The organism is Microcystis sp. M31BS1 (genome assembly GCF_020245285.1).
Lineage (GTDB): Bacteria > Cyanobacteriota > Cyanobacteriia > Cyanobacteriales > Microcystaceae > Microcystis > Microcystis panniformis.
Genome location: NZ_JADBVE010000413.1, coordinates 1 through 21,218, shown reverse-complemented (window position 1 = coordinate 21,218; position 21,218 = coordinate 1). Strand labels below are relative to the sequence as shown.

At 42.9% G+C, this 21,218-nt stretch carries 24 protein-coding genes; 10 read left to right on the top strand and 14 right to left on the bottom strand.

Annotated elements, in window-relative coordinates; all coding sequences use genetic code 11:
• Positions 1-298 precede the first annotated feature (298 nt).
• The 5 genes from IM509_RS23345 to IM509_RS23325 all read right to left on the bottom strand — a co-directional run bounded on the left by IM509_RS23345 (position 299) and on the right by IM509_RS23325 (position 2,759).
• Positions 299-721, bottom strand: a complete 423-nt coding sequence (locus tag IM509_RS23345) for a type II toxin-antitoxin system VapC family toxin (RefSeq protein ID WP_052276801.1) — start codon at positions 719-721, stop codon at positions 299-301.
• A complete protein-coding gene (locus tag IM509_RS23340) occupies positions 705-929 on the bottom strand; it encodes a hypothetical protein (protein WP_016516632.1) in 225 nt (74 codons plus the stop codon). The genes IM509_RS23345 and IM509_RS23340 overlap by 17 nt, the downstream gene beginning before the upstream one ends.
• 169 nt (positions 930-1,098) lie before the next feature.
• Positions 1,099-2,022, bottom strand: a complete 924-nt coding sequence (locus IM509_RS23335; RefSeq protein ID WP_185237142.1) for an RpnC/YadD family protein — start codon at positions 2,020-2,022, stop codon at positions 1,099-1,101.
• 54 nt (positions 2,023-2,076) lie between these two features.
• On the bottom strand, positions 2,077-2,436 hold the full coding sequence (locus IM509_RS23330) for a DUF5615 family PIN-like protein (RefSeq protein ID WP_185237141.1): 360 nt from the start codon (positions 2,434-2,436) through the stop codon (positions 2,077-2,079).
• Positions 2,433-2,759: a DUF433 domain-containing protein gene (locus IM509_RS23325; protein WP_185237140.1), complete on the bottom strand. Its 327-nt coding sequence runs from the start codon at positions 2,757-2,759 to the stop codon at positions 2,433-2,435. Before IM509_RS23325 ends, IM509_RS23330 begins: the two co-directional genes overlap by 4 nt.
• A 166-nt stretch (positions 2,760-2,925) precedes the next feature.
• Between IM509_RS23325 and IM509_RS23320 the strand changes: the two genes are divergently transcribed.
• Positions 2,926-3,096, top strand: a complete 171-nt coding sequence (locus tag IM509_RS23320) for a hypothetical protein (RefSeq protein ID WP_287717359.1) — start codon at positions 2,926-2,928, stop codon at positions 3,094-3,096.
• Between the two features lie 341 nt (positions 3,097-3,437).
• Positions 3,438-3,635, top strand: a complete 198-nt coding sequence (locus tag IM509_RS23315; protein ID WP_072926143.1) for a hypothetical protein — start codon at positions 3,438-3,440, stop codon at positions 3,633-3,635.
• Between the two features lie 93 nt (positions 3,636-3,728).
• Here IM509_RS23315 and IM509_RS23310 read toward each other — a convergent pair whose 3' ends face one another.
• On the bottom strand, positions 3,729-4,619 hold the full coding sequence (locus IM509_RS23310; RefSeq protein ID WP_072926141.1) for a hypothetical protein: 891 nt from the start codon (positions 4,617-4,619) through the stop codon (positions 3,729-3,731).
• A gap of 465 nt (positions 4,620-5,084) precedes the next feature.
• On the opposite strand from IM509_RS23310, the gene IM509_RS23305 reads away from it, so the two are divergent.
• Together IM509_RS23305 and malQ are read left to right on the top strand one after the other, a co-directional pair.
• The gene (locus tag IM509_RS23305; RefSeq protein ID WP_002762396.1) at positions 5,085-5,282 is read left to right on the top strand and encodes a hypothetical protein; all 198 of its coding nucleotides are present in this window, start codon (positions 5,085-5,087) and stop codon (positions 5,280-5,282) included.
• A gap of 145 nt (positions 5,283-5,427) precedes the next feature.
• Positions 5,428-6,930 (top strand): 4-alpha-glucanotransferase, encoded by a 1,503-nt coding sequence (malQ, locus tag IM509_RS23300; protein ID WP_185237139.1) that lies wholly within the window; start codon positions 5,428-5,430, stop codon positions 6,928-6,930.
• A gap of 50 nt (positions 6,931-6,980) precedes the next feature.
• Here malQ and IM509_RS23295 read toward each other — a convergent pair whose 3' ends face one another.
• The 4 genes from IM509_RS23295 to IM509_RS23280 all read right to left on the bottom strand — a co-directional run bounded on the left by IM509_RS23295 (position 6,981) and on the right by IM509_RS23280 (position 12,953).
• A complete protein-coding gene (locus IM509_RS23295) occupies positions 6,981-7,406 on the bottom strand; it encodes a hypothetical protein (RefSeq protein WP_052276794.1) in 426 nt (141 codons plus the stop codon).
• Positions 7,407-7,538: 132 nt separating this feature from the next.
• Positions 7,539-8,465 carry an ornithine carbamoyltransferase gene (gene argF, locus IM509_RS23290; protein WP_012267744.1) on the bottom strand — a complete coding sequence of 309 codons (927 nt, stop codon included), beginning with the start codon at positions 8,463-8,465 and terminating at the stop codon, positions 7,539-7,541.
• A gap of 292 nt (positions 8,466-8,757) precedes the next feature.
• On the bottom strand, positions 8,758-11,994 hold the full coding sequence (locus IM509_RS23285) for a tubulin-like doman-containing protein (protein WP_185237138.1): 3,237 nt from the start codon (positions 11,992-11,994) through the stop codon (positions 8,758-8,760).
• 2 nt (positions 11,995-11,996) lie between these two features.
• Positions 11,997-12,953, bottom strand: a complete 957-nt coding sequence (locus IM509_RS23280) for a ribonuclease Z (protein WP_052276792.1) — start codon at positions 12,951-12,953, stop codon at positions 11,997-11,999.
• Positions 12,954-13,492: 539 nt separating this feature from the next.
• Between IM509_RS23280 and IM509_RS23275 the strand changes: the two genes are divergently transcribed.
• The 3 genes from IM509_RS23275 to IM509_RS23265 all read left to right on the top strand — a co-directional run bounded on the left by IM509_RS23275 (position 13,493) and on the right by IM509_RS23265 (position 14,584).
• Positions 13,493-13,702, top strand: a complete 210-nt coding sequence (locus IM509_RS23275) for a hypothetical protein (protein ID WP_502882270.1) — start codon at positions 13,493-13,495, stop codon at positions 13,700-13,702.
• A 47-nt stretch (positions 13,703-13,749) separates the two neighbouring features.
• Positions 13,750-14,151: a fasciclin domain-containing protein gene (locus IM509_RS23270; protein ID WP_002803963.1), complete on the top strand. Its 402-nt coding sequence runs from the start codon at positions 13,750-13,752 to the stop codon at positions 14,149-14,151.
• 163 nt (positions 14,152-14,314) lie between these two features.
• Positions 14,315-14,584, top strand: coding sequence for a hypothetical protein (locus IM509_RS23265; RefSeq protein WP_052276791.1), 270 nt, complete (start codon positions 14,315-14,317; stop codon positions 14,582-14,584).
• A 150-nt stretch (positions 14,585-14,734) separates the two neighbouring features.
• On the opposite strand, the gene glgB is transcribed toward IM509_RS23265, so the two are convergent.
• From glgB to psbH, 3 genes are all read right to left on the bottom strand, one after another.
• Entirely contained in the window at positions 14,735-17,014 is a 2,280-nt protein-coding gene (gene glgB, locus IM509_RS23260) for a 1,4-alpha-glucan branching enzyme (RefSeq protein ID WP_052276790.1), read from the bottom strand.
• A 316-nt stretch (positions 17,015-17,330) separates the two neighbouring features.
• Positions 17,331-17,579, bottom strand: a complete 249-nt coding sequence (locus IM509_RS23255) for a TatA/E family twin arginine-targeting protein translocase (protein ID WP_002743526.1) — start codon at positions 17,577-17,579, stop codon at positions 17,331-17,333.
• 104 nt (positions 17,580-17,683) lie between these two features.
• Entirely contained in the window at positions 17,684-17,878 is a 195-nt protein-coding gene (psbH, locus tag IM509_RS23250; RefSeq protein WP_002736544.1) for a photosystem II reaction center phosphoprotein PsbH, read from the bottom strand.
• A 453-nt stretch (positions 17,879-18,331) separates the two neighbouring features.
• On the opposite strand from psbH, the gene IM509_RS23245 reads away from it, so the two are divergent.
• From IM509_RS23245 to IM509_RS23235, 3 genes are all read left to right on the top strand, one after another.
• A complete protein-coding gene (locus IM509_RS23245) occupies positions 18,332-18,931 on the top strand; it encodes a superoxide dismutase (RefSeq protein ID WP_002765257.1) in 600 nt (199 codons plus the stop codon).
• A gap of 184 nt (positions 18,932-19,115) precedes the next feature.
• The gene (locus IM509_RS23240) at positions 19,116-19,910 is read left to right on the top strand and encodes an alpha/beta fold hydrolase (RefSeq protein WP_052276789.1); all 795 of its coding nucleotides are present in this window, start codon (positions 19,116-19,118) and stop codon (positions 19,908-19,910) included.
• Complete coding sequence (locus IM509_RS23235) at positions 19,870-20,766, top strand: tRNA (5-methylaminomethyl-2-thiouridine)(34)-methyltransferase MnmD (RefSeq protein WP_052276788.1); 897 nt, start codon at positions 19,870-19,872, stop codon at positions 20,764-20,766. Before IM509_RS23240 ends, IM509_RS23235 begins: the two co-directional genes overlap by 41 nt.
• Before the next feature lie 169 nt (positions 20,767-20,935).
• Here IM509_RS23235 and IM509_RS23230 read toward each other — a convergent pair.
• Positions 20,936-21,218 (bottom strand): transposase (locus IM509_RS23230; protein WP_287717357.1); only part of this gene is annotated, 283 nt, incomplete at its 5' end.

The window sequence follows — 21,218 nt, the reverse complement described above, 5'->3', positions numbered from 1 at the left end:
ATCCCCTGATTGTGATTTTATCAGACTAGGGAAAGGTCTATTGAAATGATAATTCCGATGGATGAAAATGAAGACTTTCAACATTTAGAAGAGATGATTGTTAACGAAACGGATATCTTCGAGATCGCGTTTTGGGTCAACTCGCACTCTTTACTTGCTGTCCAGACAGGGGAGCGTCTGTGTTAAAGCCGGACTTGACAGTAACCTCAACGGATAAACTACCATCAGGGTTTAGGGATGATTCTTCATGGTTTGAGCGGACTTTTCTCCCAATCTTGCTAACAATTAGGAACGGGAATTAATCGACCCAATTTTCTAAGAATAAATGAGGAATTTGTCTAAAATGTCGCAGATTTCTGGTTACTAGCCTGGCTTGATTAGCTAAGGCGATACTAGCAATTAACAGGTCAGACCTGCCAATTTTGCGAAATTTAGAAATATCTTGTAAGCGGTCAAATTGATTGGCTGCATTTGGGTCAATTAAAATTACAGGAAGTTGATTTAATAAGGTTTCTGAACGAGAGAAAAGCTCTTGTGCTTTCAGTAAATCACTCCCTGAAAAAGCCTTAAGCAGATAATCTATTCGCCCGCGCAAAATTTCGAGCTTGGTGACAATCGTAATGGCGACTTCCTCATCTTGTAAGTTTTCCAATCTATTAATAACGTTAGTGTTACCTGAGTGAAGATGAGTTAAAGTATCCGTGTCAAGAAGATACATCATTGTCAGTTTCCGAACGTCCCCTGGCTTGGTAAATAGAATCTCTTAGGTCGGCCAAAGAACTATCATCGCTTAAAGCACCTGCCTGTTGCAGAAAAATAGCTTTACTATTTGGCGAAGAGTTAGAAGGAAAGGAAGTCTTCAAGGTTTTAGCCTCTTGCTCTAATAAAGTATCGCTGTTTAATTGTTCTGATTTTGGAGTAATTGTCATAATTTCTCCTGATTATTTATTAATATTTTATCATAATGGGTATGGAAAAACTCTCAGTACAGGAAAAAAATTGTATGGAGAAAATTGCGATGATTGGGCAGAGATTTCCTCGGACAAACGACCATCAGGGTTTAGGGATGATTCTTCATGGTTTGGACGGGCTGGAGTTTTAATTTTCCCTGAATCTTTGTAGCAGTTCTTCACGGGATAAATTTGCCAAAGAAAGAAGCAATCCGGTGCGTTCCGAGATGGGAAGTTGGGCGATCCGTTCCACCAGACCAGATAATTCCGAATCTAGGCTGCCAAAGCGTCCTTCCAGAAGACTGGCTATCAGGGAATACCGTTCTTCTAAACTACCTTGTTGTATCCCTTCTTGCTTTCCTTCTAATTTCCACTCTTCCCTTTGTTGTAAATAAGCTGGTGATAAGTTCATGATGTCCTCCTGTTCTTCTGTACTTAAATTATCTCTCAATTCTAAGTTTTTGCGCCAGTTGGCCAGAATTTCTAGTAAATTCTCTCGAAAAGGATTGCGTTCTGGCAGTTCAACTAACTCTTCAACTGCTCGTTTTTGAGTTCCTCCTTTACCTAATACCCTCAACCATAAGGTGTCTTCAATTACTGGTAATTGATGAATGACAATGATGCCCGCTTTGAGAGACTTCGCTAAAAAGTAAACCCCTGTTAACCAATTACTCTCATCGCTGTGAGTCCCGAAATCTTCAATCATTCTAGCTGAAAAGGTGGGGGTTAGAATCCATAAGAAAGGCAATTCTGCGACCGTCAGAGTTTTGTTTAACCGTTTCGCTTTTCTCAAGATTTCGCCATGAACCGCGTATAACTTTGACAAACAACTGCGAATCTCTACCTCGGTCGGGGGATTGCGAAAAGGTTCAAATAAACAGGAAGTAGCCGCCATTTTTCCGAGTAATCCTAAAGGTAACTCAGTGGGAGGAGGTGAGCTAAATGGTTCAAACCAGACATCGATTTCTTGAACCTCACTTTTTACTTTCTTACTTTTTCTAATCGTCCCTAGAGGTGTTAGTAATTCCTCTAAATATTCCTTAGCAAATTGGTCATGAATTTGGCGAGTCATTCAAATTAATAATCAAGCATAAAAAGGACGGTAATAATTTTATTATATCATTAATTAAAAAGGAATCCAATCGACAATATCGATCCATTCTTCTGCTTCGGTAGTTTCCCAAATCATAATTAATTCTTCGGCTAGTTTTCCCATTGTTGTTGTGGGACGTATCCAAAACAGTCCCCAGATTTGTTGATTTTTTTGCCAATATTCTTCTAAATGTTCAGGCATACTGGTACGATTATCTGTCACCAAGAGTCGTTGAGATAATCCTAAATACTGTAAAACATCAGGGTCAAGAGTTTCTAACGGTGGTGTATTCGGCTCTCCAATGCGTAAAATATCTATCTCTGGATTTAACCTTAAGACAGCAACTTTCAAGCGGGGGGATAAGGTTTCATCGAGTAAAAACTTGATTTTCATACCTTGACAGAATCTTGCCTTTGCTGTTTAATTTTTCTCATCTTTTCTCGTTGAGGCGAAGGATTTTTCAGTGCTTCATGGTAGCGAGTCTCTCGCCAATTCTGGAGGCGCAATAAATAGGCATCAATTTTTTGCCGATTCTGTAAATAATAAGTAATAGTTGCGTAGATTTTCTCTAAACTTAGATCGGGATAGATAGCATTTATTTCTTCTGGGGTATAGCCTTCCAAGAAATAAAAGAGTACGTTGTCAATTCCGAGGCGATGACCTTTGATTCTAATATCATCTTCGGAGATAAATAAGAAATAATCTTCTAGTTGCATAATTAATTGTTCCCTTAATTTTATTTCATTTTTACCGCTTATTTATAGTATTTCCTGTTCGCAGGAGGTACATTATCAATGTTAAAAAGTTTAATCAGCAAAGGTTTAACTGTGCCACACAGGTGTGAGAACCGCTATATTAATGTTTTATCATAATTAGTTTACCTTGTGCTTCCCTTGTTTTCAAACCTTTAACCGGGATAAACTGCCCCGCTGCCATAACCCCGGCTGCTATGCTGGCAGCCACTATGACGGAGCTACTTTAACGGGAAGTGTGGATTATCGGCTGGCCGCCGAAATATGTCGGGAACTCGATGCCATCGAGCGAAAGAATTGACGAGATTATCGAAATCCACCTATCGACCATCGGCAACCAGCGCACATCGACCGAGGAAAGGTCAGCGCGGCAGAAACATCAGGCTGTTTTGGGGGAATTGAACGGTCTTTGCTGATTTCGGCGGTCACTGTCCCTGCCTAACGCTCTCTAATGCCATTTTTCAAAAGTAATGGCAGAGATGGTTAATTGCCCTCAACCCCAACCCCTCTCCCAGAAAAGAAGAAAAGAGTAATATACTTTCAGGTTGGGGAGGGCGAGTCCTCGTGGGAGAAGGTTGGACAAGTTCGGGGTATAGACGCACACCGGGAGGGGTTAATTATTAGGGTTCTTCGGTTTGTGTTATGCAATGGACGGGGGTTATAAGGGATAGAACCCTTATAGAGAAAGACATTTGGCGATTTTTGTCAATTGTTTTTGCTCTAGAGCGAACTAATCAATTAAATCTCTTGCCAGATAAGGATTTAGTCGATTTATGCCCCCCCTATCGAACCATAACAAGTAACGAAGAGCCATTATTAGTAAGTAGTCGTGCAAAATAAATTTCCTAGTGAAGAAAGGCAAAAGGCAAGAGGCAAGAGGCAAGAGGTGGTTAGATATGTGTAATTAATTTTGCTTAGGTACTTATCGCCCGATCAATCGGAGGGCTTAGGACAGATGAATATGCTAATGCGCCAAGGAGAGTATTTGCCAGCATTGAATTGCTGCTTGATGTCAGGCTTCTGAATTGTTGTAAGTATTTTTATTTTGTTTTCAGGTGAGCTAACCAGTTGCTTATATAGAGGATTGCTTGGTTCAGTAACGCTTCCTATGGCTTTTTGCAGGAGATCGCTAATACGACCCCATTCACCATTTTCAGGATGACCTTCATCCGTAATTACAGTGATAAATCCTCTGGGTAATAAGGTTTTAAACTCATTTTTCTCTTCCTCATCACTAAGAACCTTTACCTGCATTTCGCCATGATTTTGTTGGTCAAGCTTATATGCAATTAAGTTGGCTAATGGAGTGGCTACGGAACTATTTTCATTGCAGATGAAAAGGTTAAAGTCAGTATATTTGGAGGGATCACCCCGTTTTGTGTAAGGAGGATTCCTAGTCAATGCTTCCCGTAAAGCTTGATCTAAAGTAATACCATCAGCTATGGTTTGTTGTGTGCCAACATTTGTTTCTTTTGATTGAGCTTGTTTTTCTTCTAACCCCCACAATTTAAGTTTTTCCTTGGTCTCTTTATCCATTTGAATTTCAGTAACATACTTTGAACTATTCTGTATTACGTCAGCCGCCCAAGTGCGAATTTCACCACTACTTCCAGAGCTTTTGATGATCTCCAGAGCTAAATCAATGTATTTGATCCTTAAATCTTGTGTCAGCTTTTGATTTTCAATTTGTGCATTATAAGCACTGCCAACCCAGAAAATAACCAAAGCTATAGCTGTGTTAGCAATAACTCCCAAAAATTGTGCGACAACTTTCCCCTTTTCCCACGCAAGAGGCAAGTGTTGATCATCGTCTCCGTTAGTCATCTTAAGACACCTCCTTTCTACTCTACGCTCTAGGCTGAACAATGCCAAAAGGCTCTAATTATTTCCCTCTTATTCACCTATCCCTACTCTATCTCCGATAATCTCAACGAATGAGGCTGTTTTCATAAAATTTAATAATTAGCTGATAATGAATAGCCGACAATGAATCGCAGAAATATCCAGAGATCGCTAAAGTGCTTAACAAAAGAAATTATAATCTTATCGATTTTAACCGTGCCACTATCCAAAGGAATAGATTAGATTTCTTGAAAAGACCGATGCGGGGAAATTACCGATCGATCACCCGAACTTTTTCCTTATCGGTAAAGATCGGGCGATTTGCATATTCTTGCTATTCCTAATACATCCGAGAGCGCCCGTCCTGTCGAATTTATCTTTAAACCCTAACTATCCCCGTACAATTATCAGCATATCGATCATAAACCTTGAGATAGGTTGCACACCATGAGCGAATACCAATATTACGAATTCCAAGCTATCGATCGCCCCCTCACCCAAGAGGAAAGAGCGGCCATCAGCCAACTATCGAGCCGCGTCAAACCGACGGCAACGAGTGCCAGTTTCACCTACCCGGGTAACGTGGAACGTGATCCGAAGGAATCTTTTTCACTGGAAAGACGATCTGTTAATGTACGGCTGTAATGCCTCATTTTGTCCTATAGGTCTAATAAAGTTGTTAAGTATTGCCCTTATCGATCGAGATCGGGTTAGCTTGGAGATAGCAGTGAGCATTCAGCTTTAAACACTTAATAACTGCTAACCGAATCACTGATAAGGGGGTTTTTTCATGGCTTTTAGCCGTTCTAGCGGTATTTTGCTTCATCCCACCAGTCATCCCGGCCGTTACGGGATTGGAGAACTAGGTAGGGAAGCCTATCAATTTATCGATTTTTTGGCTCAAAGTGGTCAAAAACTCTGGCAAATTCTCCCTTTAGGCCCCACAGGGTACGGTAACTCTCCCTACATGAGTTTTAGTGCCATTGCTGGCAATCATCTCCTGATTAGTCTCGATCTTCTTCGGGAAAAAAACCTGCTTAGTGAGGCAGATTTCGAGGATATTCCCGATTTTCCCCTCGATCAAGTGGATTTTGATAAATTGATCGCTTGGAAAATTCCCCTACTTAGAAAGGCGGCGAGCAATTTTGTCAAGGGTTCTGACACAATTCTTTACAAACAGTTTGCCGGCTTTTGTGGTGGCAATGCTGATTGGTTAGAGGATTATGCCCTATTTATGGCCCTATCCCACGCTTACCCGGGTAAAGCATGGATGGAATGGCCGACAGAAATTCGCGAACGTCATTGGGGTGCGTTGGAAACACCGAAACAGGAGTTACAAGAGGAGATTTTTCTGCACAAATTCCTGCAATTTGAGTTTTTTGAGCAGTGGTTAGCCCTAAAACGCTATGCTAACTCCCTCGGTATCGAGATTATCGGTGATATCCCCATTTATGTCTCCCATAATAGCGCCGATGTTTGGGCAAATCCGCAGGTTTTCCGACTAGATCCCCAAACCGGTAATCCCTTGGAAGTGGCAGGGGTTCCCCCGGATTATTTCTCAGAAACGGGGCAATTATGGGGAAATCCTCTTTATAACTGGGATTATCTCAAAAATACGGGCTTTGACTGGTGGGTACGCCGTTTAAAAGCGGTTCTTTCCCTAGTCGATATCATCCGTATCGATCATTTTCGCGGATTAGAGGCCTATTGGGCGGTGGCTTTTGGCCAGGAAAACGCTATTAATGGTCATTGGCTGAAGGCCCCAGGTTATGATCTCTTTAATACTATTGGCGCTCGTTTAGGTAAATTGCCGATTATTGCCGAAGATTTGGGCGATATTGACCAAGCAGTCCTAGATTTTCGCGATCACTTTGCTTTCCCTGGGATGAAGATTCTCCACTTTGCTTTTGGGGGTGATGCGGGTAATCCCTATCTTCCTTTTAACGTCGAACGCAACTGTGTGATTTATACCGGCACTCACGATAATAATACTACTGTGGGCTGGTTTCAGGATAACGCCAATGACTACGAAAAAGCGCGACTATATCAATATCTTGGCGCTCCCAGTGGTCAGGGAGTGGCTTGGGATCTGATTCGACTGGCCTATAGTTCCGTGGCTAATCAGGCGATCGTACCGTTACAGGATGTGTTAGGTTTAGGATCGGATGCGCGGATGAATACCCCTAGTGTCGCAGAAGGGAATTGGTCATGGCGCTATCGTCAGGAAGCTTTAACCGGAGAATATAGCGAGAGATTGCGAGATTTAGTCAATCTTTTTGGCAGAAATCGTTAAATCCCAACCCTTTTGTCGAGACGTTACCCCTAACGTCTCTTTTTGTCCGGTTAATGTGGGTGAGAATTTTTTAGCAATCTTTGCCGGATGCGATCGAGATTTTCTTGACTATTGACGGGTAAATGGGGTAGGGGTAATTCTAAATTGGGCCAATTACTCAAATCATGGCAGGGACAGGATAAACTCGATTGTCCCACCACTTCAATTGGTACGGGTATAGTACAACGAGCGCAGGGATGAAATTCCCATTGAGGGGAAAGTAAGTCTTGGATGGTTTGTTGAGTACCCTCTAGGTAACAATCGCCACTTTCAGGATCAAGCATTTTTTGCCAACAATCCTCAAACTCCGACGAATAGCGATCAGCATTGAAAATTGGCAGCGGAAATAGCATAGCTTGGTTTTTGGGACAAATAACTTTTTTTCCCAATTGAAACCAATGGGCGAGATATTGTTTAACTGCGGAGGTGTCTGACATATAGTTTGTGTGGAGGCTGCCCTGATGATTGCTCTTACCATCAATCCTAGCGTTAACTTCTGGTGTCGGACAGAGCCGGTGACGATAGATTATGTAGTTTAATAATTATTTTAGGTAACTGAGCATCGGGAGCTAGATTAATCCCAATAAACTCACCATTAAAGCTTTTTGGGCGTGCATCCGATTTTCCGCTTGTTCCCAGACTTTTGATTGTACACCCTCGATCGCCCCGTCGGTAATTTCTTCCCCCCGGTGAGCAGGTAAACAATGGAGAATAATCGCGTCTTTGTCAGCGTGACTCATTAGCTGTTCGTTGACTTGGTAGGGCTGAAAAATGGGAATTCGGGCATCAGCGAGGCTTTCTTGTCCCATACTTGCCCAGACATCAGTATAAACCACCTGAGAGTCTTTTACTGCGGTAACGGGATCGTCGGTAATTAAGATTTTACTACCGGTTTTCTCGCCAATAGCCTTGGCGCTGGCGACAATTTCCCCATCCGGTTGATAGTTTGCGGGGGAGGCAACTCGCACATTTAACCCCATCAAAGCACCACCCAAGAGGAGAGAATTAGCGACATTATTACCATCCCCCACATAGGTGAGGTTAATTCCCCGTAAAGTCTGAAAAGTCTCTTGGATAGTCTGTAAATCGGCTAATATCTGACAGGGATGTTCTAAATCCGTTAAAGCGTTGATAATCGGGATGCGCGAGTAATTGGCAAAAGCTTCTAAATCCTCTTGTTTAAAGGTGCGAACTGCGAGAATATCGAGATAGCGATCGAGTACCCGGGCCGTATCGGCTAAGGGTTCCCCGCGCCCCACTTGGGTTACACTGGGATTAAGATCGATTACCTGTCCCCCTAACTGGTACATAGCGACGGTAAAGGAAACCCGCGTCCTGGTGGAAGCTTTATAAAATAGCAATCCTAAGACTTTTTTGCAGCTAGGGTTAAGAGTGCCAGCTTTAAGCTGTGCCGATAGATTGAGTAGGGCGCTGATTTCTTCGCTACTCATGTCGGTTATTCTTAAAACATCTCGTCCTTTTAAAGTGGCTACCATTGGTTTTTCTCTCGATAAACAGGGGTCTTGATTGGGCTTTATGGCAGTTAACGGTTAGCAAAAATCTTGAGTAAAGACCTTATTATAATCCAGTTTTTTCGCTATTAGGCAATTTTTCCGGAAAATTTTCATTTTGGGGGATGTTAGTCCAGCTAACACCCCCCCACTTTTTCTGTTAAATTGGGGGGGTGTTAAAAATTGTCAGATTCCCCCCTTATCAAGGAGGATCCCCCCGCCTATCGGCACCCCCCTTATCAAGGGGGCAGGGGGGATCAAACCCAAAATCTAATTTCTACTTAACTAATTTCGCCCCACACTTAGAACAAAAATTAGACGAAGGCGGGTTTTTGTGTCCACAATTACCGCAGATAATTAAAGCTGGGTTAGCCACTTCCGTCACCGGAGAAAGAGGAATTTCTCCACCGCTATCCAACTTATAGTTATGGATTAACTGCAAAATAACTGCATCTTCCCGTTTATATTCTGTATTATCTTTTCCTCCTGTCAACTCCTCGGAACGTTGTTGTAAATATTCGATAAAATTCCGATACAAAGCTTGTTTTTTCTCCAGAGTGGCCGAATCCTGTAACTTAGCTGTCACCTGACTTTGAATTTTTTCCTTATCTTCGCGACAAGCTTTTACTTCTAACACCTGTACCGCATCTTCCCAACTGGTGGCGATATCGACTTTTTTTAATCCCGTTGCGGTTTTAATTTCATAGCGAATTGTTTTCTCATTAGTGACTCGATTGACTTCTGGAAAAAGCACTTTTAAAGCCCGGGACGTCACCACCAATTGATAAATACTCGGATCTTCGGGAAAAACATCCCAGAAAGGAGGTTCCTTTTGGATATGCACGGGGATAGGTAAATCGCGATTTTCCCCCATTTGTTGGGCGCGTTTAGCGAGAATAAATTCTCCTTTCCAGTCCTGATAGGATTGCCGCAACTCTCTCATTCCATCGAGACAGCGTAGGGAAAAACCGCCAATTTCCTGCACGAAGACAAGACGATGTTTTTCCACTTCTGCTAAGGGTTTAATATCGTCTTCGTTGGGGATAAATTCCCGCAGTTTCGGCATAATTTTTTGGGCTGCTGGGTTATTGGTATTTCTTCCCCCAATCAGGGCAACATTTTGATTTAATTGCGGTGTAAAACCCGCATCTTTTCCCCGCAAAACCGCAGGATTGAGCATAATTAGGGGTCGCGATTTTTGGTAGGCAATGCGAAGATTATTGATAATCTCGGCATCGTTGTTATAAATTTTTAACAAGCGATCGCAAGCGGCTAATTCCTGCTGAATTCGACTACTAGCGGGAGCATTTTGTAGGAGTTGATTAGCTTGGTTTAGGATAACTTTTTGAAAATCACCTTGACGAATATCGGCAATCTCGGTGATGTCAAATAAACGCATATTTTCATCGGTGCGGCGCGTTTCTTTCCAGAGGGGGCTAGATTGCTTTAAAATCTCTTCTGAGAGGGGTAAACAAAGGTTATCCATACCCGTATCGTAGGCATTTTTGTTACCAGCAATCCCCGAGGCAAATTGTTCGATAAAGTCTTGATAAAGACTATTTAATTCTTGTCTGTCAAATAATTTAATCCCATTAATTAACAAAGCATCGGCACTATCAATCTGTTGATTAGCTTGGAGATTAAATAGATCGCGACTTTGAATTAATTTCTGACGAAAGCGATTAAAACGGCTTTCTAATTGATTAAGATGTTCCAATAAACGATTAATAACCTCTACTCCTGCACCTCTGGTTTTTCGTTGAATATTGGCCATTAAATAGCCTTCCAATCCCGTTAAAGCTTGTTCACAATATTCTTCCATCTTATCTTTTTTGGAGATATGAAGTTTATCTTTCAGATCATTAATTTCCGCTAAGGCTGTATCGTATTCCCGTTGACGTTTACTTTCGTTTTGACTCCAAACCTGTTCTTGATCGCGACGGAATTTTTCTGCTATGTCGGTGAAGATTTGTCGTACTAAAACAATAAAACTCTCGGCAAATTTTACCCCACGGTTCCGATCCTCAAGGATATTATAAAACTCCATTTCTAGGGACTTTTTACCCCGTTGAATAATTTCATCCCGGTTATTATAAATCTTTTTCAGGTAATCGCCGTGCAGCCGTTCATCGGGACTCAATTCTAGTAAATGATTGCGTTTAAATTCCTCGACTCTTGGTGTCAAATAATCATTAATAAATTGCAGAATTTTACCCTGTTCATTGCCTAAAATATTAACCCCCTGTTTGGTACAAGAGAGCCAATTATCTTGATTAATTTCCTGACGAGTTTCGTTAGTCCATTGGGAGATTATGGCAATTAAAGAGCGATCCTTGTCGGCACATAAATCCATAATTAATTCCCCTTCGCTCAAGCGCATTCTCTTGAGGATATCACCTCTGACTAAGTCCAACATTTGAGCGGGTAAAATCACGGAATCATTCAGCCACCAATTAATTAAATCTTTGGCTAAACGTTCCGATAAGGAGGCCCGAATTTGGGCAATAGGAATTTCAATAGTTGATAGCCCAAAACTCATAAATTGCTTAGGATAACCGCGCCCCCCTGGGTCAGCTTGCGCCCAAGAACCCTTAATATTATCTCTAATGGAACGTTTATGGGGGGCAAAATCAGAAGTCATATCTAGGAAGATATTTTGGGCGATCATTTCCCGAATTTGACCGAGTTTAAAATCACCTTCTCCGTTTTTTGTCCCCACTAAATAGGTAAAATCAAAGGGTGGTAATTTACTAGCCACTTCATCAACTAAACCGCTGCTAAACTGTTGATGATATTCGGTTCTGTAGTCAGAAAAGTAATTTAATTCCATCAAGGCAGCGTAACCATTAGCCAAAACTCGATCGCCGACACTAATCCCCGCAAATGCTTCAGGAGTGGGAACAATTGCCGTACTCAAAGGACTACTTTCCCCTCGTAACCAATTACGAATACAGTAACCTATATCGATTAACATTCCGCTACCCGTACCACCGTTTAAAGACCCCGTAGTAAAGACATTAATAGCACTATTACTAACTTTAATTCCATAGTGATCGAGCATAAAGTTTTCTTGTCCCTTTACCCGTCTCACCGCGTCCAGAAATTTCCTTTGAATCTCATGATAATTACAAAATAAAGCAAAACGACCACAGGCGCGAATTTGTCCCGCTCCCGCTTCTAGGGAAGTAATATTTCTCTCTAATTCCGGGGGAAACCAACTATTAATCCAGGGATATCTATCCATGTCAGATACCATCTCCTGTACCTGTTTTCCACTCACCCGGGCCCAGTGTTTTTCGTTATCTTTAAAAGCACTGCCTGCAGCTTCAGGATTACTGATTTTATAATCCTTATCCGTGTCAACCACCAAAAAGCTGACAATCGGAAAATTACTCAAACTGCCATAACTTTCCTCGATTAAGCGACGCAATCGCGATAAAATTTCGTTACCCGTGCCACCAATACCCACTAAAACCGTGGGAACCATGCTTTTTTCTTCTACTGCTGCCGGCATAATTATTTAACTCCTAAGACCATTTCTTGACGGTTGCGGGGGACTTCGTAGGTGAGGAAATCGTAGGCTAATTTAGTGTTAGGAAAAATTGCCCGCGCTTCCTCTAACAGATTGGAAATATCCAGAGAATTCCCCGGTAGATAACGGGGACTAAAATGGGTCATTAATAACAATTTTACCTGGGCTGCCAAGGCCACCTGGGCTGCCATCGTCGAAGTGGAATGAACACTTTCAAAGGCTAATCCGGCATCTTGGTGAGCAAAAGTCGCCTCATGAATTAGCACATCTGCATCCCGTGCCAATTCGATCGAGCCTTCACAGAAAATAGTATCGGTACAATAGGCTATTTTACGGCCGATTTCCGTTTCCCCGCAGAGGGACTGACCGCGAATTTTTCTGCCATCGGGAAGGGTGACAGTTTCCCCTTTTTTCAGCTTGCCGTAAATTGGTCCGGGGGGAATACCTAAAGCGTTGGCTTTTTCCACATCAAAACGTCCAGGACGGTCTTTTTCGGCGATGCGATAACCGTGGGCGGGAATACGATGTTTTAATAGCTGACAGGAGACGGTAAATTCTTCATCTTCGTAGAGTATGCCGGGGGAAACGGGATGGACACGCACCCGATTGGCTAAATTAGTATAGGAATACTTAGCACAAGCGCGCAGATAGTCCCCTAGTCCGGGGGGTCCGTAGATATCAATATCCTGAGCAGAACCAGCTAATCCGATACTGGCTAACAATCCCATTAAACCAAAGATATGATCCCCGTGCATATGGGTGATAAAAATGCGTCGGATTTGGGAACTTTTTAGGTCGCTACGCAGTAACTGGTGTTGAGTTCCTTCTCCACAGTCAAACAGCCATATTTCCGCCCGTTGCGGCAAACGAAGGGCGATACTAGAGACATTACGCGAACGAGTGGGAACCCCGGAACTGGTTCCTAAAAAAGTAATCTCCACAGGATAGCTGTCAGGATAGAGGATTATTTTTCTAGTCTAGGCTGTTTTGATCGATTTCTCGATCGAATTGCTGCTTTTCTGTATTTGATCACTTGGAAACAGGAAATGCTCTGATTTTAACCTCAATTAATTTTAGTACAAATGATTTAGCTTCCCGTTTCCCCAACCCCCACTCGGCAATAATTAATCGCAGCCAGAAATACATTGGCGCACTTATCATACTTTGTGTTTTTTGTCAAAAAAACTTTTTTTTTGCAATAAAACTACACAAAAAAAAGATCATCGTTGTGGGTGAAATTGACTCATTTACCCGTCTTAATTAGGATCACCCTGTAGATGTGGCAAGGGTTTCAACCATTGTTGCCCAAAAAAGCACAGAGTAACCCATTATGAAATTCTATCAAATCGCTGTTACCTTCATAACATCGTTGTTAAATAAAAATCTTTCTCAATTAATTCTTAAGAATTTGTAAATATTGCGAAATGTTAATTTAAATATTCTCAAGTTTTTGGAGTCAATAAATAATTTTTGCTTATCTTTGTCCAAAATCGGGTTAGAAGTCAGTTATCAGTTATCAGTTATCAGTTATCAGTTATCAGTTATCAGTTATCAGTTATCAGTTATCAGTTATCAGTTATCAGTTATCAGTTATCAGTTCACTGAGAAAACTCCCCACACCCCACACCCTACACCCCACACCCTACTTCCCCACACCCCATCCCTAGAACGATCTTTGGGACAAGATTAAGTTTAAAATCTGAAATAGATGATTTTTTTGAGGATCGAGTCAAGTTTATGGCAGATATTGTCGATATTGCGGTCAGTGCCGATAATTTTAAAACGCTAGTGACGGCGGTACAAGCCGCTAATCTTGTGGATGCCCTAAAAAGTCCCGGCCCCTTCACGGTTTTTGCCCCCACCGATGAAGCTTTTGCCAAATTGCCCCCCGGGACGATTACAACCCTAGTGCAGAATATCCCCCAATTAACCCGAATTCTCACCTATCACGTCGTTGCGGGCAAATATATGCAGGAAGATTTGGCGAAATTGGCTGTAGTGACTTCTCTAGAGGGTTCACCGATTCCCATTGATTGTAGCGAAGGTTTTGAGGTGAAAAATGCCACGGTGGTCGCGGGTAATATCGAGGCGGATAATGGTGTGATCCACGTCATCGATACGGTGATCCTGATGGGTTAGTTTTTGACTGGCTTTTCTCTGGGCTGCATCCAGGGCGGATCTGTCTTATTTAGTCACTAAATATACAGATACTTTTGCTTGTTTATGGTTTTGATGCTCGACGGAGGAAAATGCCCACTTTCTGCGGTTATAAACCAGATAATTCCCGCTAAGGAGTACGCCAATGAAGACCTTAGAATTTCTCTCGGAACTGAATACCGCACCGCAAGGATGGGGATTCTGGATTGATCGTCAGCAGATCGAAGCCAACCACGTCGGTCAATATTCCTTTGAGAATGATCGTTTGCCAAAAAGTTTTGTTGATATCGGTAGTCTCGCTGAATTAGCTCACCAACGACAAAAATATATTCTTAGCCATCTCGACAGTAATGGCAACGTGGAAGAACTCGCTCAAGAATGGGTGCAAACACTGCTCGCTAATTTGACAACTTAATAGTTTCTGGAAAATTCACCCAAAAAAGAGGCCACTTTCTGCAAGATGACCTCTAAATTTTTTTGTTAGGGGTTGGGGTGTTGGGGTTTTAGGGTGTTAGGGTGTTAGTTGAATTTCCCCATCTCCCCATTCCCCTATTCCCCTATTCCCCTATTCCCCAGAAGCATTAGGACTGATTTTGAGAACTAAAACCCCTAAAGGCGGTAAACAGAGATCAATCGAGTAGGGACGGCTATGATAGGACCATTCCTCCGACCATTTACCGCCAAGGTTGCCCATATTACTACCGCCATATTTACCCGCATCGCTGTTAAAGATTTCCTGATAAAAACCGGGATGGGGTACACCAACGCGATAATGGCTGTGGGGTTGGGGAGTAAAATTACAGACCACCACCAGAAACTCCTGCCAATTTTTGCTCCAGCGCAGGAAAGAAACGACGCTATGACTATTATCACTACAGTCGATCCACTCAAAGCCATCCTGACCAAAATCCTGGGTATATAAAGCAGGTTCACTCTTATAGGTGGCGTTCAAATCAGTAAAAAAGCGTTTTAGCTGTTGATGGGGTTCGTACTGCAAAAGACCCCACTCCAAATCACCCCAAACATTCCACTCACTCCACTGGCCAAATTCCATGCTCATAAACATGGTTTTCTTGCCGGGGTGGGTAAACATATAACCAAATAATGCCCGGACATTGGCAAATTTTTGCCACTCATCCCCCGGCATTTTGCCAATCATATTACTTTTGCCGTGAACCACTTCATCGTGGGACAAAGCCAGCATATAATTCTCGCTGTGGTTATACCACATACTAAAAGTGACATTATTTTGATGGAATTGACGGAACCAGGGATCCATGCCGAAATAATCGAGCATATCGTGCATCCAGCCCATATTCCACTTCAAATTAAAGCCTAAACCGCCCATATAGGTGGGCCAGGACACCATCGGCCAAGCGGTGGATTCTTCGGCAATTGACAGAATTCCGGGGAAATAGCTAAAAATTACATGATTGACTTGACGCAGGAATTCGGCGGCCTCTAAATTCTCCCGGCCACCGTACTCGTTGGCCACCCATTCCCCATCTTTACGACAATAATCGAGATAGAGCATAGAAGCCACCGCATCCACGCGAATACCGTCAATATGGTACTTATCGAACCAAAATAGGGCATTAGCCACCAGGAAATTTCTGACTTCGTTGCGACCGTAGTTAAAAATTAAGGTTCCCCATTCCTTGTGTTCCCCTTTGCGCGGGTCGCCGTGTTCATAAAGATGAGTACCATCAAAGAAAGCTAACCCGTGGCCATCTTTGGGGAAGTGACCGGGGACCCAATCCACTAGCACACCAAGGCCATTTTGGTGACATTGATCGACAAAATACATGAAATCTTCAGGATTGCCGTAGCGACTGGTGGGGGCAAAATAACCCGTCACTTGATAACCCCAAGAACCATCAAAAGGATGCTCGGCGATCGGTAATAATTCGATATGGGTGTAACCTAATTCTTTAACGTAGGGAATTAGTTTTTGGGCTAACTCGTAGTAACTCAAAAAGCGCGCCCCAGTGTTCCATTCCGACACGGGAACCGGTTCCCCTTCCCCGGAAAGTAAACGGGGTGGTTCGGCACTAGAAGCGTGCAGCCAAGAACCGAGGTGTAATTCGTAAACGGAAACCGGTTGAGTTAAAGGATCGCTATGGCGGCGTTTTTCCATCCAATCGCTATCATCCCAAGTATAGCTATCTAAATTGGCCACGATCGAGGCGGTTTTCGGGCGTACTTCTTGGGCAAAACCGTAGGGATCAGATTTTTCGTAAATATGACCTTCCCAATTTTTGATCTCGTATTTATATTTAGTGCCAACACCGATTTCCGGGATAAACAATTCCCAGACCATATTATTACGTTTCCGCATTTGGTGATCACGACCATCCCAGCTATTAAAATCACCAATAATCGAGACGTTGCGAGCATTAGGGGCCCAAACGGCAAAATAAACCCCTTTAATACCCTCGATTTCGGCTAAATGCGCCCCTAATTTTTCATAAATGCGATGATGGTTGCCCTCCCCAAACAGGTGTAAATCAAAATCGCTCAGTTTGGCAGAACGGAAGGCATAGGAATCATAGATTACTCGTTCCTGTTCTCCCTCGTGGATGCGTAATTGATAATTGTTCAGTTCACTGATATCGATAACGCACTCGAAAAAATGGGGGTGATAAGCGGTCGTCATGGGATATTCTTGTCTTTGGGACGGTAAAATAACCCAAGCGGCCGTGGTTTTCGGTAAATAGGCTCTAACAACCCATTTATTGACTTTTCCTTCTTCTTCTAGGGGATGGGCCCCCAAAACCTCAAAGGGATCGTGATGGAGGTTGTTGACGATTTGATGGACTTGTTCGGGGGATACCACTATAGACATTCAGTTAACACTCTTGACATTTACAATACTTATAGCAAGGAAATAGTCATTTTTTCCTTGCCTTCTGGGAATTCTCAAACTAATGATATATTCTGCCTACTCATTCAACTATGGCTGTGACTGCTGCCAAAATTATCATGTTTAAAGACGATTTTGCGCTCCGAAACCTGATTTACCCCTTTCTCGGTCAAAAAAACTAACAAGTAGAAATGGTGGCCGATGGTAAAACTGCCAATTTAACCTCGATTTGGTCATTCTCGATGTTAATCTAGCGGATAGCCTCGAATTTGACCTACTCTACATCTCTACACAGTTTTTAACTGGAACGAGTTTGATCCCTAGGAGATTGACTTTCTTCTAATTCCGCTTTGATTTTTACCGAGTCTTCAATCTGCTGGGCCTCTCGCTTAAATTCACTTTCAAATTCCTTGGATGCTTCTTGAAATCCTCGAATCGTTTTGCCTAAACTGCGACCGATTTCTGGTAATTTTTTCGGTCCGAAAACTAGCAGGGCAATCAAGAGAATTAACCCCATTTCCGGCAATCCAATCCCAAAAATATTCATTTTTCTGCTCCTAATAAAAAAATCGCGGTGGGCAATAACCCACCTGCTAAAGTCTGCGGGACAATTCTGCGTCCAAAAATGCCGACAAGATTGTTGGAATCTGCTTACTGACCCCAATCTACATTAAATCCTTCTAAAATTAGGGAGGAGTTGTAGATCTGTAAAATAATCAGCAAAAAGACTAAAAACAGAGCCATAAACACTCCCATCAGCAAGGTAGTTCCCCAACCGGGGGAAACTTTACCATATTCCGAATTGAGGGGACGAAGGATTTCACCTAAGCGTGTACGCTGTGCCATAAGTTACCAAGAAAGATCTGTAAATGATAATTTTGTATTGATCCGTAATTTGAGGAAGTGCCAACCAGTCAACCCAGTGAGATAAAATCTACTGCCGTTGCCAGTGGAGCTTTTTTGGTTTAATTCCGAACGGAATCATTTTTCTCCCGCCCTGCCACGCCCACAGGAATCTGCAAGCGCCTACAGTACGGGAATTATTTTAACATTGTTTGGTAATCTTCTCAGGATTTAGGAGACGGTCGATGGGGGTTGGGGTGATTTTTCAGTTATCAGTTATCAGTAATCAGTTATCAGTCAGGAGTTAGGGTTGGGGTGATGGGGGAGAAGGGAGAAGGGAGAAAAAGCTGATCACTGATCACTGATCAAGTCTCCTTCGGTGCTATGATCGAGTATGTAAAGTTTTATCAACACTAACTTAAACAAGCTCTCAAGAGAGGATATAAAGAACCACACATGGCTTACACACTTCCCCCTTTACCCTACGATTACACTGCCTTAGAGCCTTGTATCACCAAAAGTACCCTAGAATTCCACCACGACAAGCACCACGCCGCTTATGTCAATAACTATAACGGTTTGGTCAAAGATACGGAACTCGATGCTCTCTCTTTAGAAGAAGTTATCGTTAAGGTTGCTGGTGATGCCTCTAAAGCTGGGGTTTTCAACAATGCCGCCCAAGCATGGAATCATAGTTTTTATTGGGACTGCATGAAACCGGGTGGTGGCGGTGCGCCTACCGGTGCTTTAGCCGCTAAAATTAACGCAGATTTCGGTAGTTTCGAGAAATTTGTCGAAGCTTTCAAAACTGCGGGCGCTACTCAATTCGGTAGCGGTTGGGCTTGGTTGGTTCTCGATAACGGTACTCTCAAAGTTACCAAAACCGGCAACGCTGACAATCCTTTAACCGCCGGACAGGTTCCCCTCTTAACTATGGATGTGTGGGAACACGCTTATTATCTCGACTACCAAAATCGTCGTCCCGATTACATCAGCGACTTTTTAACCAAGTTGGTTAATTGGGATTTCGTGGCTGCTAATTTAGCAGCGGCCTAAAAATTTAGCTCAGTTAATCCAGTTATCAGTTATCAGTTATCAGGGATTGGGGAGCAGGGAGAAACCATCCATAGGTTGGGGGTTAGTCTTACTATTAAAATTGGCAAATCTCTCTAACATTAATTATCCTTAAGTATAGATAACTAGAAAAAACTTTTTTAACATCGATCGCGCTTGTTGCACAATGGAACAAACTGTCAGTTGGATTATTCCCCGTCATCCCCGTCCCGATTATCCCCTGTTTGTATTTTTACCCGGAATGGATGGCAGCGGCCAACTCTACCATCGTCAGATTAAAAACCTTGCTCCTTACTTCGATCTGCGTTGTTTGGCGATTTCCCCGCAATATCTCGGTGATTGGGAGGAATTAAGCGATTGCGTGATTGCTTTATTGGCACAGGAATTAAAGGGACAATCGAGAAAAGTCTATCTCTGCGGTGAGTCTTTTGGTGGCTGTTTAGCCTTGAAAATAGCGACAAAATCACCAAAATTAATTAAAAAACTGATTTTAATTAACCCCGCTTCTTCTTTTAATCAAAGACCTCTTTTAAGCTTGGGAATCGGTATCACCCAGATAATGCCCGATTTCATCCACGGCAGCTCGGCACTAACTATTTTACCCTTTCTCGCCGCTCTGGGTCGAATATCCAGGGAAGATCGCCGCTCTCTCCTCAAAGCCATGCAATACGTCCCACCGAAGACGATTAGCTGGCGTTTATCCCAGTTACAACGGTTTCAGGTTAGTGCCAGCGAGTTAAAAGATCTGCAATTGGAGGTGTTAGTGATAGCCAGTCAAGGAGATCGACTGTTACCATCGGTAGCGGAGGCTAAACGCCTAATTCAGCAGTTACCCGCCGCAAAATTAACGATTCTGCCCAATAGTGGTCACGCTTGCTTGCTAGAAACCGATATTCACCTCAAAGACATTCTCCATCACCATGCTTGTCTCCCCCGAAGCTTACCCGCAAAAAGTCACTGAGGATGGTTCTTATACCTTTTTTTCGACCGAATTCGGCGAATGTTATCATTCTACCTCCGGGGCAAGGGAAGAGGCTGAGAAAAAATTTATCCTCTCCAGTCGTCTGGCAGCGAAAGCAGACCAGAGCAATAATCTGAAAATTCTTGACATTTGTTACGGCTTAGGGTATAATGCCGCCGCAGCCTTAGCGGCCATTTGGCAAGTTAGGGGGGATTGTCGGGTAGAATTATTAGCTTTGGAAAGCGATCAAATGGTTCCCCTAGCAGCTATTAGAGAAAATCTCTTAAATAGTTGGAGTCAACCAATTCCCCAATATTTAAACGATTTTGCCCATAATCACCGGCTAGACTTGCCTAATCTCACCGCTAAACTGTTAATCGGGGATGCGCGACAGACGATAACCAAGGTGATTGAGGCGGGTTTTCAAGCAGAGGCAATTTTTCTCGATCCCTTTTCCCCGGGTAAATGTCCGCAACTGTGGACGGTGGAGTTTTTAGCTTTAGTGGCCAAATGTCTGAGTCCGACGGGTTATTTAGTCACCTATTCCTGTGCTGCCTCGGTGCGAAGGGCTTTACAATTAGCAGGATTGCAGATTGGAGCCACCGATAGCGTCGGACGGCGATCGCCAGGGACAATAGCCAGTTTTTTGTCCTTACCCCCATCTCTATCGGCACAGGAACGGGAACATCTGCAAACTAAAGCCGCTATTCCCTATCGAGACGCGACTTTAACCGACCCAGCCGAAGTTATCATACAACGTCGTCGCAGCGAACAGGCTCTCTCTGATTTAGAACCGACTAGCCACTGGAAAAAACGTTGGCAAAGAGTGGTGAGTTCGATCGAAATCTCGGAATGAGATTAATGTAGGTAAGTAAGTAGTTATAATTAAATTGAAGATAGATTTTGCCTCTGATCCCCCCTGCCCCCCTTGATAAGGGGGGTGCCGATCCCCCCTTAGTCCCCCCTTAATCCCCCCTTGATAAGGGGGGTGTCTGATAATTTTTAACGACTAAGCTTTTACGCATTTAAGTTACATTGACAGCATTACCCTTATTTTTAATTTTTCTACTCCATTTAATAATCAATCCCCATTCATTTAAAAGCTGATTGACTACTTTTTCCTGTTCTTCTTTATTTTCAAATTCTCGATTAGCTATGTACTCTTTAGCGGAATGCCACACTAATTCTATTAGGTTGTAATCTGGACTATAATCTGGTAAAAACTCTAGCCTAATATTGGGCAACTCTTTTTCCACCTGCTCAATAACATCTTTCTTTTTGTGATAACTAGCATTGCTGAGAGGGGGA

What these genes read in the sequence shown, in the direction of transcription:
- IM509_RS23345 (WP_052276801.1), bottom strand. Translation starts at nt 721, where the DNA reads ATGATGTATCTTCTTGACACGGATACTTTAACTCATCTTCACTCAGGT.
- argF (WP_012267744.1), bottom strand. Translation starts at nt 8,465, where the DNA reads ATGGTAGCCACTTTAAAAGGACGAGATGTTTTAAGAATAACCGACATG.
- IM509_RS23295 (WP_052276794.1), bottom strand. Translation starts at nt 7,406, where the DNA reads ATGTCAGACACCTCCGCAGTTAAACAATATCTCGCCCATTGGTTTCAA.
- IM509_RS23330 (WP_185237141.1), bottom strand. Translation starts at nt 2,436, where the DNA reads ATGAAAATCAAGTTTTTACTCGATGAAACCTTATCCCCCCGCTTGAAA.
- IM509_RS23335 (WP_185237142.1), bottom strand. Translation starts at nt 2,022, where the DNA reads ATGACTCGCCAAATTCATGACCAATTTGCTAAGGAATATTTAGAGGAA.
- IM509_RS23340 (WP_016516632.1), bottom strand. Translation starts at nt 929, where the DNA reads ATGACAATTACTCCAAAATCAGAACAATTAAACAGCGATACTTTATTA.
- IM509_RS23265 (WP_052276791.1), top strand. Translation starts at nt 14,315, where the DNA reads ATGAAGACCTTAGAATTTCTCTCGGAACTGAATACCGCACCGCAAGGA.
- IM509_RS23245 (WP_002765257.1), top strand. Translation starts at nt 18,332, where the DNA reads ATGGCTTACACACTTCCCCCTTTACCCTACGATTACACTGCCTTAGAG.
- IM509_RS23235 (WP_052276788.1), top strand. Translation starts at nt 19,870, where the DNA reads ATGCTTGTCTCCCCCGAAGCTTACCCGCAAAAAGTCACTGAGGATGGT.
- IM509_RS23285 (WP_185237138.1), bottom strand. Translation starts at nt 11,994, where the DNA reads ATGCCGGCAGCAGTAGAAGAAAAAAGCATGGTTCCCACGGTTTTAGTG.
- glgB (WP_052276790.1), bottom strand. Translation starts at nt 17,014, where the DNA reads ATGTCTATAGTGGTATCCCCCGAACAAGTCCATCAAATCGTCAACAAC.
- IM509_RS23255 (WP_002743526.1), bottom strand. Translation starts at nt 17,579, where the DNA reads ATGAATATTTTTGGGATTGGATTGCCGGAAATGGGGTTAATTCTCTTG.
- IM509_RS23240 (WP_052276789.1), top strand. Translation starts at nt 19,116, where the DNA reads ATGGAACAAACTGTCAGTTGGATTATTCCCCGTCATCCCCGTCCCGAT.
- IM509_RS23325 (WP_185237140.1), bottom strand. Translation starts at nt 2,759, where the DNA reads ATGCAACTAGAAGATTATTTCTTATTTATCTCCGAAGATGATATTAGA.
- IM509_RS23315 (WP_072926143.1), top strand. Translation starts at nt 3,438, where the DNA reads ATGCAATGGACGGGGGTTATAAGGGATAGAACCCTTATAGAGAAAGAC.
- malQ (WP_185237139.1), top strand. Translation starts at nt 5,428, where the DNA reads ATGGCTTTTAGCCGTTCTAGCGGTATTTTGCTTCATCCCACCAGTCAT.
- IM509_RS23270 (WP_002803963.1), top strand. Translation starts at nt 13,750, where the DNA reads ATGGCAGATATTGTCGATATTGCGGTCAGTGCCGATAATTTTAAAACG.
- psbH (WP_002736544.1), bottom strand. Translation starts at nt 17,878, where the DNA reads ATGGCACAGCGTACACGCTTAGGTGAAATCCTTCGTCCCCTCAATTCG.
- IM509_RS23310 (WP_072926141.1), bottom strand. Translation starts at nt 4,619, where the DNA reads ATGACTAACGGAGACGATGATCAACACTTGCCTCTTGCGTGGGAAAAG.
- IM509_RS23305 (WP_002762396.1), top strand. Translation starts at nt 5,085, where the DNA reads ATGAGCGAATACCAATATTACGAATTCCAAGCTATCGATCGCCCCCTC.